We start from the raw sequence: 14,916 nt of genomic DNA, 5'->3' as shown, positions 1-14,916 counted from the left end.
AGATTCGCTATATCCTCTTTGACCGGCAAATTACTTGTCAGTCGGATTTGTTTGTTTTGTTCAAAATAAAAATCAGAGGATTGAATTATGTTGAAAGCTTACGCAGTAGCACTAGTACTTTCTACCACCGCGCCGGTTGCTGACAAGCAGGAAGGTGTTAAAAATGCATCAGAGAAGCCACAACAGGCTTCTACTCAGCCACAGGTTGTTAAACCTGGCCGTGGCGGATCTACAGGCGGTATCGCTTTCTAAATTGAACAGGGATATGACTAAAAAAGAGAGGCATGCCTCTCTTTTTTATGCGCGTAGATAAAGGTTATTGAAACCTGTTGAGCGGCGCCAGGCCACGTGGCGGCTAACCGTAAACATGGGAAACAGCAGAGGCCCTAACAGCAGGCCGGCGAGCGCCCAGTTGCGCGCATTCAAACCGGATTTAACCGCCTCAATGTAATAAAACACACTACTTAATACAGCGACCATCACTAATACCAACAAACAAGCCCCCTTATTAAGTAAATATGGCTCAGACACTAGCCAATAAATTGACGAACAAAACTCCAGAGAGTAGAAATTGTACAGATCGAAGTCTAATAAACCAGTGTTTTTGTCGCTTTGGTACAAAAAAACCGGGCAAAGCCCGGTTTTTAACTGTTTTATTACATTTTAGTAAAATGTTGTTCCCGTTTCCGCCATGCTGACTAACACGTCAGCCGGAGCAAATTTAGTGTCAACCGTCTCTGCCAGGTGCGTCAGTCGTTCAACCACATGCTGCAGCCCCAGACTGTCCATATAGCGGAACGGACCACCAAGGAATGGAGGGAAACCAATACCGAATATGGCCCCAATATCACCGTCACGGGCACTACGAATAACCCCCTCATCCAGACATCGGGCCGCTTCGTTTAGCATCATCATTACACAGCGCTCTGCTACCTGCTGTTCGCTTAATGATTTTGCCGCATTGATCCCAAGCAGTGTATAAATGCTTTCATCAACCTCTTTACCCGCTTTTTTACCGCTATAAAGATAGAAGCCTTTTTTATTTTTCTTGCCCTTGCGATCGTCTGCCAGTACCTTGTCAAACGCATCTGGGGCAGTGAAACGCTCACCGAATTCGCTTACCAGGAAAGGGATGATTTTGGTTCCTACGTCAATCCCCACCTCATCCAGCAATTTTACCGGCCCAACCGGGAAACCAAATTTCACCAGTGACTTGTCAATATGTTCTACCGGCTCGCCGTTAAGCAGCATGCAAGCGGCTTCATTCATATAGGGAGCCAGAATACGGTTCACATAAAAGCCTGCCCCATCCTTCACTACAATGGGGGTTTTACCTTGTTTGCGGGCAAAATCCACTGTTGTGGAAATTGTCTCATCCGACGTTTCGGCATGCGCAATAACCTCTGCCAGCGGCATTTTATCAACCGGTGAGAAGTAATGCAGACCAATCACGTTCTGAGGACGGCTTGCCTTGGCAGCAATTTGTGTGATTGGTATGGAGGACGTGTTAGAGGCGAAAACAGTATGCGCCTGACAGTGATTTTCCACATCAGCGACCATGTTCTGTTTGAGGCCAAGATCTTCAAATACCGCTTCCACCACAATATCCGCGTCCTGCATCCCTTTATAATCCAGAGTACCGGTTAACAGCGAAAGTTGTTGTTGCATTTCGCTCTTGCGCATAAAGCGACGTTGTACTTTCTTGCTCAGCAAATCGTATGAATATTTCATGGCATTGGCGATACCTTCGGCCCGCACATCTTTAATACGCACCGGCAAACCAGCCTTGGTCGCAGTAACATAGGCGATTCCGCCGCCCATCAGGCCACCACCGAGCACGCCAACCTTGCGAACTTTTGAAGGCTCAACCCCCACAACGCCCCGCTCTTTTTTCATTTCTGTGGTCGCGAAGAAAATCTGCCTCAACTGGAAAGATTCGGGGCTCATCACCAGTTTGCCAAACGCCAGGGCTTCCGCCTCCAGCCCTGCCCTAAAGCCTTTATTTATCCCGGTTTCAATTACATCAATAATTTTCAACGGTGCCGGATAGTTGCCCTTGGTTTTAGCCAGCGTTTGCTGACGGGCCTTCTTAAACAGAAGATTACGCCCAAACGACGTCCGCTCCAGTGCTTTGCTGGCGATGTCTTTTTGCGGAGTGCCCCGCTCAGGGTGAGGTTTAAGCGCGAATTGCGCTGCCACATCGGTAAGCACGCTCAGCGGCACCATTTCATCCACAATGCCATACTTTTTGGCTTGCTTGGCACGCACAGAAGCCCCGGTCAGCATCATTTTCATAGCCTGCTGTATGCCAATCAGCCGAGGCAGCCGTTGCGTACCACCGCTTCCGGGCAACAATCCCAACTGAACTTCCGGCAGTCCAAGCTGAGTGATGGCAGCATCACTGCAAACCCGGTAATGACAGGCCAGTGCCAGTTCCAGCCCACCGCCCAGTGCAGGGCCGTGAATGGCGGCAACAAAGGTGGCCCGCATGCGTTCTATTCTATCAAAAACCGCCTGTCCGCCTTGAGCCAGGGCTTCAGCATCCTGCTCCGTTTCACACGCGGCCAGCATGGCTATATCGGCTCCGGCAACAAAGGAATTCGGCTTGCCGCTGACCAGCACTACGCCTTTAATATCGCTGTCCTGTTCAATGTGATCAAGAACCTGATTGATTTCATCACCAAACGCCTGCTTGAGCGTATTCATGGATTCACCGGGAACGTCCATGGTGAGAATGGCTACACCGTTATCCTGCTTAACAAGCGAAAAAGCACTGACCGTCGATTGGGCTTGAGATTCACTCACTGGGGTATTCTCCTGACTCATTATTCTGTCTCCACGATCATGGCAGCGCCCAATCCACCTGCGGCACATGCGGTCAGCAACCCTGTACCTCCGCCACGACGGTTCAATTCATTGAGCATCTGCGTGATCATGCGGGTACCGGTAGCCGCAAACGGGTGGCCATACGCAATGGAACTGCCCATTACATTAAATTTTTCCATATCGATTTCACCGGTTGCTTTTGAGCGGCCCAGTTTTTCCTGCGCAAACTTGTCGCTGGCGAACATTTTCACGTTGGCCAGCGTCTGAGCTGCGAACGCTTCGTGCATTTCAATCAGGGTAAGATCATTCAGGCTCATGCCAGCACGTTCAAGCGCAATCGGAGTTGCATACGACGGACCCATCAGCATATCTTCCCATACATCAATGGCTGCAAAGGCATAACTGCGGATATACCCCAATGGCGTGTATCCCAGTTCCTTGGCCCGGCTCTCTGTCATCATCAGAACTGCCGATGCACCGTCAGTAAGTGGTGTGGCGTTGGCCGCGGTTACTGAACCGTATTTTTTATCAAACACCGGGCGTAATTTGGCGTATCCCTCAAGGCTGGAATCAAAACGCACATTGTTGTCTTTCTCTAGAGCGCCCTTGAATGGTTCGGCGTAGGCGGTCATGACTTCACCGTCCAGTTTGCCGCTTTCCCAGCTTTGGGCCGCAAGGGTATGTGAGCGATGTGCCAGTTTATCCTGCTCAGCACGGCTGATCTGATGGGTTTTGGCCATCTGCTCAGCGGTCTGCCCCATTGACAACCCGGTGGAATATTCGGCTACAGCCGGAGGTACCGGTAACAGATCCTTGAATTTAAGCTTTTTCAAAACCTGCCACTTCTGACCTACGGTTTTTGTCTTTTGCAAATCCACCAGTGCCCTGGCCAGCTTTTTGGACACCCCAATAGGAGATACGGACGTTGAATCTGCCCCGCCAGCGACCCCAACCTGAATGTTCCCCGCCATCATGCTCTCGGCAATGTTTACCGTGGACTGAAAGCTGGTCGCACAGGCACGGGAAACGCTGTAGGCGTCGGTATGCACATTCATCCCGGTTCCCAGCACTATCTCTCTGGCAATGTTGGGTGCCTCCGGCATTTGTACAACCTGCCCATACACAACCTGCTCCACCCACTCAGGTGCAACGCCGTTACGCACAAGCATTTCATTAACAACCATCTTACCTAAATCCACGGCGGGTACGCCGTGAAAGTAAGTTGCCATCTTTGCAAATGGGGTTCGCAGTCCTGCGACAATCGCAATGCGTTCACCAGAACGGGTAGTAACAGTTTGTTTTGTTGCCATGTTGCACCTAATTTTCGCCACGCCAAGTGGTCAGACCTGTAAATGCTGCAGATTTTTACAAACAATGAACAAAATAGCAAATATCCTATGCCCAACAGCCGTGTCCTTTCGTTTAAACAGCAAGACCAAGCGCTTAGAACACATTTTTTTACATTGCACATTTGTGCAGAAATTCACGCTCTGATAAAAACACCTCAATTCGATAGAACGACATCTCTTGAAGATGAACGAAGGAACCATATATGAGAAGGACAGTCTCTGATAGAGACCCGATGGGTTGTTAACCACACCGGGCGGCTGAACACACTAAACACACTGAGAATAATTCAATAAACGGACAATCACCGCTATGGCAGCAGAGCAGTTTCGGCAGTTACAAGCCTACCTTGATACACAAATTATTGGCCAGAACCAGCTTACCCGCAATTTGCTGATTGCGTTACTGGCTGACGGCCATCTCCTGGTGGAAGGCCCGCCAGGGCTGGCGAAAACCCGTGCCATCAACGCGCTGGCCAATGGCATGGACGGCGATTTTCATAGGGTGCAGTTTACACCAGACCTGCTCCCGGCGGATTTGACCGGCACCGATATCTATCGGCCGGAGACCGGCGAGTTTGTGTTCCAGAAAGGCCCGCTTTTCCACAATCTGGTGCTTGCCGATGAGATCAACCGTGCTCCGGCCAAAGTCCAGTCGGCGTTGCTCGAGGCAATGGCGGAACGGCAAATTACGGTTGGCAATAAGACCTACCGGCTTCCCAATCTCTTTTTGGTCATGGCGACCCAAAACCCGCTTGAGCAGGAAGGGACCTACCCTCTGCCAGAAGCCCAGCTTGACCGCTTTCTGATGCATGTAGAAATTGACTATCCGCAGGCCGATACTGAGCTGGAAATTCTCAGACTGACCCGTAACGAAGAACTAAAGCAGGGCACCGTGACCCCGCCATCACTCACTCAGCAGGAAATTTTTTCAGCCCGACAGTCAGCCCTCTCTCTGCATATGGCTCCGGAGCTTGAACAATATATGGTGCAGCTCATTATGGCCACCCGGCAGCCGGAAAAGTACGATGCAGCCATGGCCAACTGGATTGAGTTTGGGGCCAGCCCCCGGGCCACCATTTCTCTGGACCGCTGTGCCCGCGCCCACGCCTGGCTGTCAGGCAGGGATTTTGTCGGGCCGGATGACATCCAGGCTGTGGTCCATAACGTGCTGAGACACCGCATAATCCTGTCTTATCAGGCAGAGGCGGAAGGTATCAGCGTCAATAAGGTTCTGGATACCATTGTAAACACAGTAGCTGTACCCTGAATGTGATGGCAGACACAATGGACTGGCTCGACGAGTTACACACCGACGGCATTCACCTGGGCGTCAGTGAGCTGTTGCGTTATCAGCAACTCAATCGGATGTTGGATCTGACCCCCAAACGAACGCCCCTTGCCCACCTGTCTGGGGCATACCTGGCCAAACACAAAGGCCGTGGGATGGAGTTTGACGAAGCCCGGCATTACCAGCCCGGCGACGATATCCGCGCCATCGACTGGCGGGTAACTGCGCGAACCGGAAAAACCCACACCAAAATCTATCGGGAGGAACGAGAGCGCCCGGTACATATTCTGTGTGATATGACTTCCAGTATGCAGTTCGGCACCCAATTACTGCTCAAAGCTGTGCAAGCGGCACATCTGGCTTCCCTGATCAGCTGGGCTGCGGCCGCCCGTGGTGACAAAGTGGGCGCACTGCTGTTTAACGACTGGCAACACCGGGAGTGTAAGCCCCTGTCACGTAAACGTGCGGTACTGAATATCTGCCACGAACTGATTGGCATCCAGCAACAGGCACAAACTCAAGGCAACAATACGAATCCGGAAGTGTCGAGCAACGATCCTGAGCGCCTTTTTGCGGACGCCTGTGCCAGGCTTCGGCGCCTTGCCAAACCCGGCAGTCTGGTTTACCTCATTTCCGATTTCAACCATTTCGGCGAGTTGGCCCAACAGCATGTCAGCCAGCTAAGCAGACACTGTGAAATTCAGGCATTGATGGTCGTAGACCCGCTTGAAATGACATTACCGGCAACCGCAGATGTCCTGCCGGTCAACGTCACCGATGGCGTTCAACGCCAGACCTGGTTATTAGGCGACAAATCGCAACAACAACGCTATCAGCAGTGGCGAAGCACCCACTTTTCCTCGGTTGAAAAAAGTTTCGCCAAAGCATCGGTAAAACTGCATCAAATCAACGCAGGTTTACCTCTGGATACCCAATTGAACGCACAACGGGGGTTTGGATCATGAACAGCACAGTACCAATGCAAACAAACCCTCTGGATCAACTCAGGGATGTTCATCTGCCCGGTCAGGTAGACTGGTGGCCTTTGGCCTGGGGATGGTGGTTACTGGCTGTCGTGGTCCTGCTGGTTACCGTGTACGCTATTGTTACCTGGACAAAACGGCGTAAGTTTCGGCGCGCCCTCAATGAAGCCATTGGACATGTCCAGCAAATCGATGGCAATCAGCCCGACTGGGCCGGGCAACTTAACGGGATTTTAAAGCGAATATCAAAGCGCTACTTCCCTAACCAGCAAACCGCCAGTTTGTACGGCGAACGCTGGCTGGAGTTTCTGCTGAGACAACTGCCTGCCCGGCACCGAAAGGCATCTGTGCAGCAGGGCCTGGAAACATTACAGAACGCACTTTACCGCAGTGGCAGGGTTAACCCGAATCAGTTTGGTGTTTGCCAGCAGGCCTGTATAAGCTGGCTGAAAAGTGCCCGCTTGGGCGCAAAATCAAACCACCCTTCTGAAATTGCAGAGGCTAGCCATGTTTGAATTTGCCTGGTGGTGGGCATGGTTTGCACTGCCGTTGCCGCTTTTTATGCTTTTTTTACCAGCCCGAAAAACACAGCAGGACGTTGCCCTGAAGGTGCCATCTCTGCAGCCCGATACAGCAATATCGAGCCCGCCGGTCAGTAAAAAGCGTGGCATAACCGTAATCGCGTTCCTGGCGTGGATTTGCCTGGTGGCGGCCGCCGCCCGCCCTCAGTGGCTGGGTGAACCTGTCAGTGTGGCCGATGAAAGCCGCGAAATGATGCTGGCGGTGGACTTGTCAGGCAGCATGAAAATCGATGACATGCAAATTAACGGGCGCCCGGTTAACCGCCTGACAATGATCAAATCCGTTTTGCACGATTTCATCAAACGTCGTGAAGGTGACAGATTAGGGCTCATTTTGTTTGCCGATACGGCCTACTTACAGGCCCCCCTGACGTTTGACAGGGATACGGTTGCGACCCTGCTGAACGAAGCAGTTATCGGTCTGGTAGGTGAACAAACCGCCATCGGCGATGCACTTGGCCTTGCAGTCAAACGCTTTGAAGCGAAGGAAAACGGCAACAAAGTGGTGATCCTGCTCACCGATGGCCAAAACACGGCAGGAAACATTACCCCTCAACAGGCTAAGGAACTTGCGGTCAATCGTGGCGCAACGGTGTACACCATCGGAGTCGGCGCAGACAGCATGCTGGTACAGAGCTTTTTCGGCAATCGTCAGGTAAATCCATCGCAGGAACTCGACGAGGAAATGCTGACAGATCTGGCCACTTCTACCGGCGGAAAATATTTTCGGGCCCGCGACGCCGCGGAACTGGAAGCCATCTACCAGCGGCTGGATGAGCTCCAACCCATCAAAGGTGAAGATCGCAAGATGCGCCCGCAAAGTGCGTTATTTTATTATCCGCTGGCGGCAGCACTCATACTGACCTGCCTGCCCATACTGATGTATTTGCTTCGCAACCTTCGAAGCCGTTGGTCACTAAGTCAATCTCAACAGAAAATGGATACCGCATAATGCATTGGCAAGATTTTCATTTTCTCCGCCCTGAGTGGTTTTACGCACTGATTCCGCTTTTATTGGCGTTGTTTATTATGGTTCACTGGCGTAAGCGCCATTCCGGGTGGCAGAGTGTGATTGCCAACCACCTCTACTCACATATGGTGACCGGCAAAACTGCGCGGCGACATTCGCCGCCTTACTGGTTGCTGGCTGCTGGCTGGCTGCTGGCGGTAACGGCATTAGCCGGCCCCACCTGGGAAAGGCTGCCACAGCCGGTATTTCAGCTCAAAACAGGTCATGTGGTGGTGATGGATATGTCGATGTCGATGCGCGCGACGGACGTAAAACCCGACAGACTGACCCGGGCAAAATACAAAGCCATAGACTTAATCAATCAGATTGACGAAGGCGACATGGGATTAGTGGCCTACGCCGGTGACGCCTTTACTATTAGCCCGTTAACCGCCGATGCAACCAATCTTACCGCCCTGTTGCCCAGCCTGCGCCCGGAAATTATGCCGGTAGCCGGAAGTGAACCCTTGTACGGGCTGGAACTTGCGGCAGAATTACTGACCAACGCTGGCTACACCCGAGGTTCCATCTACTGGATTACCGACGGCATTGAGCTGTCCCAGCTTAATGAGTTACAGGACTTTGTTGGTGATCTTCCGTTTACAGTCAATATTCTCGGAGTCGGTACTGCAGAGGGAGCACCGATCAAACAACTGAACGGTGAACTCCTCAAACAAACCAACGGAGCCATTGTGATCCCAAGGATGGACGAGGGGCCACTCAAAAGCCTGAGCCGCAATGCGGGTGGACGATACAGTTCTCTGAGTGCCGACGAACGGGACATAAAATATTTGGTACACACCGACCTGTTAGACCGTACTCAGGCTGATGACGAACAAACACAGGAGCGTACCGGAGACCAATGGGACGAACTGGGTCCGTACCTGCTGCTGGTGCTGCTTCCCTTCGCAGCCTATGGCTTTCGTCGCGGCCTGGTGCTGTGTGTTGCCAGTCTGCTGATTTTGCCGCTCGCCTCTAATACAGCCACGGCCCAACAACAGCCAGAGGCTTCTCTTAATCAAGCTACAACGCCCTGGTGGCAAAAGCCGTTTCTCAACCCTGATCAACAGGGTATCCGGGCGTTTGACCAACAGCAATATGCAGAAGCTGCTAACCGCTTTGATTCATGGGCCTGGAAAGGTGCAGCCGAATACAAAGCAGGTAACTACCAGGCCGCCCTCGATGCCTATTCCCAGCTGGACACGCCAGAAGGTTTGTACAACCAGGGAAACGCACTTGCGCAGCTTGGAGAGCTGGACGCAGCCATTGAAAAATATTCTGAGGTTCTTGAGGCAAACCCGGATTTTGAAGATGCCCGCATAAACAAGGAATTGCTGGAGCAACTTAAGCAACAGCAGGAATCCGAATCTGACAACAATCAGCAGCAAAACGACGAGCAGTCTTCGCAGGATTCTCAGTCTGACGATTCTCAATCACAGCAGAGCAATTCTGAAAACAACCAGCAGAATTCCGATAACCAGGAGTCCTCCTCGGAGCCATCCTCTGAGCAATCAGAGTCTGAGTCTCAACAAAATGACGGTTCACAATCTTCACAGCCTGAGGAGCAGCAGGAAAACCAGCAGCCTCAGGACCAATCGGGTGAGGATCAGCAAGACTCACAACCTGATGGGTCCCGTGACGAATCGGAACAGTCTGAAGAGGCTTCGGTTCAGGATGCTCAGATGAGCGATGAAGAAAAAGAAAACCAGCGTCGGCTGGATAATCTGATGCGTCGTATCCCTGATGATCCGGCCTACCTGCTGCAACAAAAAATGAAATTGGAAGCCCAGAAACGCCGCCGTGAACGTATGCCGGCCAATAGGAGCGAATGGTAATGAAAAATGCCTTTTTTCTGTTTTTTACCCTTAGCCTGGTTTCATCGGCCTGGGCGGATGTGAGTCAGGTTGACGCCACTATCGACAAAAATCCGGTAATGCTGGACGAAGCCATTCAGTTAACCGTCATCTCCGAAGGTGATCCCAACCGCGATGCATTTGACAGTTCGGCCCTGCTTAAAGACTTTGTGGTTGGAAGAACGTCGGTCAGCACCCAGACTTCCATCGTCAATTTTGACAAACGCCAGACCACAACCTGGACCACTACCCTGTTCCCGCGCAAAACAGGGCGTTTTACCATTCCGGCGTTTCGCATCGAAAACCAGCAATCGGCCCCCATCCAGGTTGAAGTTATTCCGGTGCAGGATGGTGCCAACAAACCGGCGCGGGACTACTACGTGACCACGGAAGTGGATACAGACTCCGTCTATCTGCATCAGCAAATCCGTTATACCACCAAGCTGTACCTCGCCACGGGAATTGAACGGGGCAGCCTTCAGGCACCGGAGCTGACCAACGCTCAGGTCAAACAAATCGGAGATGACAAACAGTACTCTGAAATCATCAATGGCAAACGCTATCAAATTATTGAACGCAGTTTTGCCATCATTCCCCAGCATTCCGGAGAGTTTACTGTCCGGGGGCCGGTTTTCGCCGGCGAAGTGCTGGCCCCCAATACCAATCAGAGATTTGGCTTTTTCAACCGCACCCAGTCTGTCAACCGGGTCGGGCCCGATATTGATATTGAAGTAAAACCGGTTCCGGCAAACATTGGCTATCACTGGCTCCCCAGTGAATTCGTGCGACTTGATGAAGAATGGCAACAGGATAAGGAATTTGTGGTCGGTGAGCCCGTAACCCGAACGCTGACACTCACCGCCATGGGTGTTGTGGAAGAGCAACTGCCAGATTTGCCCCAATCTTACCCGCCAAACTTCAAGTTATATCCAGACCAGAGCAACACAGCGACGATCAACCGGGATGGTACGCTCATCGCTCAGCGGGTTGAATCCGTGGCACTGATCCCAACCCAGGCTGGCCGGTTCGTTCTGCCCGAACTGCAGGTTCCCTGGTTTAATGTTCTGACTGGAGAAACCGAATACGCCCGCTTGCCGGCACGCAGTATTGAAGTCAAAGCAGCAACGTCGGCGACTAGAGCCCCTGCTCAGCCTTTACCGGAAAACACCTTCCAGTCTTCAGTGGAACAAAACACAGCCGCTCCACAACCTCAGCCTTCCGTACCTGCAGAGATCTCTGTACCCAGCCGGGATTACGCCTGGTGGGCATTGGCGGCACTGTGGCTGGCCACATTGGCAGGATGGGGCGGCACTGTCTATTATTACCGCAACGCGCGGGCACGTCCGGCGAAAACAAGTATCCGGGTAGCACCTGGCATCGAAGCGGAAAAGCAGGCGTTTAATACCTTGTTAGATGCGCTGAAAAGTGGCAAAACCGGAAGCATCCAGGCTGCTTTGAAGCATTGGCTGACTGCTCTGGACTGCCCAAAAGGTCAGCTAATCAGGCCGGCAGACTGGGAGGTTACCAGGCCACTGCAGGTACCGGTAGATGAAATGCTGCAGTACCAGTATGGAAATCATGCGGGGCAGTGGCAACCAGAATTGCTCGTAAGCACGTTAAAGCAGGTCAGACAGACTTATTTACAGCAACGAAAAACGTCCGCGGACAGCCTGCCCGCGCTTTACCCAAGCTGAGAAATCAATTCAAAAACAACGATGGAAAAAATTCATGCATAGCAAAAAAATCAGCTGCGGCTTGCGCCTGACTTCAATGGCGGCCCTGTTCTGTGGAATCATCGGGTGTACTTCGACTCCGCCAGCCAGTAATAGCCAGTCTGCAGACAGCGCGCGACCATCTGAACAGATTCAGTCAGAATCACAGCGCTTACAGGCATTTTTCGCGCGAACCTTCGAGGAAGATCTGCAACGCTCGCCCCTATTTCAGAGTTACCTGGGAATCAAATGGAATTACGGCGAATGGGACGACGTATCCGAGCAACACATCGATGAAACTATAGCCATCGCCAAATCCCGCCTCCAGGAACTCGATGGCTTTGACACCAGCCAGTTGTCAGAATCCGAAATGCTGAGCCTTCGGTTATTCCGTCAGCAGTTGCTACGAGAGCTCGCTAATGACGAATTTCGTCATCACACCTATATTGTTCACCAGTTTCGCGCTGCCCACACGATGGTGCCCAGCTTTCTTATTAACATTCACCGTGTTGCCGATGAATCGGACGCACAAGCCTATATCAGCCGCCTGCAAAAGGTAGCAGCGCTCTTTGACCAAGTTATTGATCAGATGCGTGTGCGGGAACAGCTGGGTGTGTTTCCGCCAGACTGGGCGTATGACCAGATGATACAGGCTTCCCGCAATGTTATTGCCGGAGCACCGTTTGATAGCAGTGAACAGTCTTCCACCATATGGGAAGACTTTCAGAAAAAGGTCAATGACCTTGAGTTGGACCCGCAAAGTCAACAGCGATTACTGGATGAGGCGAAATCCGCCCTGCTTACTTCGGTGGAACCGGCCTATCGGAAATTGATGCATGAACTGGAACATCAGAAAACACTTACCCCCGACGGCGATGGCGTCTGGAGACTGCCCGATGGAGACCAATGGTACCAAAACCGTCTGAACTGGTTCACCACTACCGATCTTACTGCCGAACAGGTGCATCAGATAGGGCTGGATAACGTAGAGCGTATACACGAATCAATGAAAGGCATCATGCAACACGTTGGCTTCGAGGGCAGCCTGCAGGAATTCTTCGAATTCATGCGTACCGACGAACAATTTTACTACCCTAATACCGACGAGGGTCGCCAGCGTTATCTCGACGAAGCAAAAGCCGCCATCGACAAAATGCGCGAGGCTCTCCCCGAGTACTTTGGTCTGATCCCCAAAGCTCCTATGGTGGTGAAACGGGTCGAAGCCTTTCGCGAACAGTCTGCCGGTAAGGCGTTTTACCAGAACCCGGCACAGGATGGCTCCCGCCCGGGAATTTATTACGCCAACCTCTACGATATGAAAGCCATGCCCACCTACCAGCTTGAAGCACTTGCCTATCATGAGGGCATCCCGGGACACCATATGCAACGGGCGATTGCCCTTGAACTGGAAGGCATTCCCGAATTCCAGAAATTCCTGAGCGCAACTGCTTACACCGAAGGATGGGGGCTGTACAGCGAAGAACTTGCCAAGGACATGGGATTTTATCAGGATCCCTACTCAGACTTCGGTCGCCTTGCAATGGAACTGTGGCGGGCCTGCCGTCTGGTGGTCGACACCGGTATCCACGCCAAACAATGGAGCCGGGAATACGCCATTGACTACCTGATCAAAAATACGCCAAACCCGGAATACGATGCGGTGAAAGCGATTGAGCGTTACATCGCCATGCCAGGTCAGGCCACTGCCTACATGATTGGAAAATTGAAGATCATGCAATTACGTGACAAGGCACAACAAACCTTGGGGCCGAAATTTGATTTCGCCGGGTTCCATGATGAAATCCTTAAAGATGGACCGGTTCCACTGTCCATTCTGGAAGAAAAAATTGACGCCTGGATTATCAGACAGGCGACGGGGGAATAGCCAAAATCGAAGCCCCCGGTAAAAGGTCTGACGCTTTTGCGTCAGGCCTTTTTTGATTGTAATCAGAAAAAGTTAGGTATATGCGAAATAAAAATGGAGAGGCTCAGGTCTTATCCGGCATGAAGGAAAAACAAAAACGTTACGAAACCCTGGTCCGGGCATTTCATGCTGATATATATCGGTATGCCTACTGGCTGGTGAAAGACAAGCCAGTGGCCGAGGACATTGTCCAGGAGACCTTCCTGCGCGCATGGCGAAGCCTCGATTCCCTGCAGGATGAAAAAGCTGCAAAATCCTGGCTGATTACCATTTTGCGACGGGAAAACGCACGGCGCTTTGAACGCAAGCAACTGGATTTGGTCGACATTGATGATGTCAGTGTATTCGATGAACAGCCCTCTACCGAATCGGCGCTGGCTCATCGCGAGCTGAATCAGCTGATGCTGGGCCTGAAGGAGGAATACCGAGAACCTCTGATGCTACAACTGTTGTTCGGCTTCAGCGGTGAAGAGATTGCAGAACAGCTGAACCTGAACAAAAATACCGTCATGACTCGCCTTTTTCGGGCCAGAAACCAGTTAAAAGAAGCCCTGGAGAGTCAGAATACACTGCGAGGTCGTAAAAATGGATGAGTTGGAATTCAGACGCCGTGTTTACGCAAACCCTGACAATAATGAGCAGGATGTTATCGATGCTGCAACTCAGGACCCAGAAAAACAGGCGTTCCGCAACGAACTTAAGGCATTCAACAATCGCCTGAGCGTTGCCAGCAAAGTGCCTGTACCCGAAGATTTGGCACACAAACTGATATGGCAACAATCGGTAAGGGATTTCGCGTTACAGAAAAAACGCAATCGCTGGTATACCGCCATGGCAGCCTCAATTGCCTTTGTAGCCGGCATCAGTTTTACCCAGTGGTACAACGCTCCCCAGGCTGACCTTAGCATGCAGGCACTGGCCCACATGCAATACGCGGAGCAGGAAAAATCCCATTCAGCAGTGCCAGTAGACCTTCAACAGATAAACGCCAAACTTGCAGGGTTCGGCGCCCATCTGGCCGCTGACATCGGCAATGTAAAGTCCGCCAATTATTGCCATCTGAGTACGGTTCGTTCTCTGCATCTCATACTGGACACCGATCAGGGTCTGATGTCTGTGTTTGTGCTGCCCCACTCTGACGACACAGCGTTACCAAAAAGCTTTGCCGGTGAAAGATTCCACGGAGAGAGTGTGGATCTGCACAAAGCCAACGTCATCGTGGTGGGTGAAAACGGCGCCGAACTCGCACCACTAAAAAACAAGGTCACACGCAATATGTTATTTTCAACCTGACAGGCGGGGCTTGGTCCCCGCTTTTTTAGTTGATGCCGATACGTTTTTGCAGTGAACTGCCAGTTAACTGGTTACCGCCGCCATAGAAGCCCACTTTG

General features: G+C 51.8%; 12 protein-coding genes. 10 read left to right on the top strand and 2 right to left on the bottom strand.

The window, feature by feature from the left end; translation table 11 throughout:
* The first annotated feature begins 87 nt into the window (after positions 1-87).
* Positions 88-252: a hypothetical protein gene (locus DXV75_RS17110; protein ID WP_181898411.1), complete on the top strand. Its 165-nt coding sequence runs from the start codon at positions 88-90 to the stop codon at positions 250-252.
* A 411-nt stretch (positions 253-663) separates the two neighbouring features.
* Here DXV75_RS17110 and fadJ read toward each other — a convergent pair whose 3' ends face one another.
* Positions 664-2,826: a fatty acid oxidation complex subunit alpha FadJ gene (gene fadJ, locus DXV75_RS11405; RefSeq protein WP_115593538.1), complete on the bottom strand. Its 2,163-nt coding sequence runs from the start codon at positions 2,824-2,826 to the stop codon at positions 664-666.
* On the bottom strand, positions 2,826-4,136 hold the full coding sequence (fadI, locus tag DXV75_RS11400; RefSeq protein ID WP_115593537.1) for an acetyl-CoA C-acyltransferase FadI: 1,311 nt from the start codon (positions 4,134-4,136) through the stop codon (positions 2,826-2,828). The genes fadJ and fadI overlap by 1 nt, the downstream gene beginning before the upstream one ends.
* Positions 4,137-4,485: 349 nt before the next feature.
* Between fadI and DXV75_RS11395 the strand changes: the two genes are divergently transcribed.
* From DXV75_RS11395 to DXV75_RS11355, 9 genes are all read left to right on the top strand, one after another.
* Positions 4,486-5,442, top strand: coding sequence for an AAA family ATPase (locus DXV75_RS11395; protein WP_115593536.1), 957 nt, complete (start codon positions 4,486-4,488; stop codon positions 5,440-5,442).
* A 5-nt stretch (positions 5,443-5,447) separates the two neighbouring features.
* Positions 5,448-6,428, top strand: a complete 981-nt coding sequence (locus tag DXV75_RS11390; RefSeq protein WP_115593608.1) for a DUF58 domain-containing protein — start codon at positions 5,448-5,450, stop codon at positions 6,426-6,428.
* Between the two features lie 14 nt (positions 6,429-6,442).
* On the top strand, positions 6,443-6,961 hold the full coding sequence (locus DXV75_RS11385) for a DUF4381 domain-containing protein (protein ID WP_181898410.1): 519 nt from the start codon (positions 6,443-6,445) through the stop codon (positions 6,959-6,961).
* Positions 6,954-7,979, top strand: a complete 1,026-nt coding sequence (locus DXV75_RS11380) for a vWA domain-containing protein (protein WP_115593534.1) — start codon at positions 6,954-6,956, stop codon at positions 7,977-7,979. The genes DXV75_RS11385 and DXV75_RS11380 overlap by 8 nt, the downstream gene beginning before the upstream one ends.
* Positions 7,979-9,871 carry a vWA domain-containing protein gene (locus DXV75_RS11375; RefSeq protein WP_115593533.1) on the top strand — a complete coding sequence of 631 codons (1,893 nt, stop codon included), beginning with the start codon at positions 7,979-7,981 and terminating at the stop codon, positions 9,869-9,871. The genes DXV75_RS11380 and DXV75_RS11375 overlap by 1 nt, the downstream gene beginning before the upstream one ends.
* Positions 9,871-11,583, top strand: coding sequence for a BatD family protein (locus tag DXV75_RS11370; protein ID WP_245953180.1), 1,713 nt, complete (start codon positions 9,871-9,873; stop codon positions 11,581-11,583). Before DXV75_RS11375 ends, DXV75_RS11370 begins: the two co-directional genes overlap by 1 nt.
* A gap of 34 nt (positions 11,584-11,617) precedes the next feature.
* The gene (locus DXV75_RS11365; protein ID WP_425451702.1) at positions 11,618-13,486 is read left to right on the top strand and encodes a DUF885 domain-containing protein; all 1,869 of its coding nucleotides are present in this window, start codon (positions 11,618-11,620) and stop codon (positions 13,484-13,486) included.
* Positions 13,487-13,566: 80 nt separating this feature from the next.
* Positions 13,567-14,118, top strand: a complete 552-nt coding sequence (locus tag DXV75_RS11360) for a sigma-70 family RNA polymerase sigma factor (RefSeq protein WP_115593531.1) — start codon at positions 13,567-13,569, stop codon at positions 14,116-14,118.
* Positions 14,111-14,818: a DUF3379 family protein gene (locus DXV75_RS11355; RefSeq protein ID WP_115593530.1), complete on the top strand. Its 708-nt coding sequence runs from the start codon at positions 14,111-14,113 to the stop codon at positions 14,816-14,818. Before DXV75_RS11360 ends, DXV75_RS11355 begins: the two co-directional genes overlap by 8 nt.
* Positions 14,819-14,916: the final 98 nt, after the last annotated feature.

It is taken from the genome of Alteromonas aestuariivivens (genome assembly GCF_003367475.1).
Lineage (GTDB): Bacteria > Pseudomonadota > Gammaproteobacteria > Enterobacterales > Alteromonadaceae > Alteromonas > Alteromonas aestuariivivens.
This window is presented reverse-complemented; position numbering and strand designations above follow the sequence as displayed.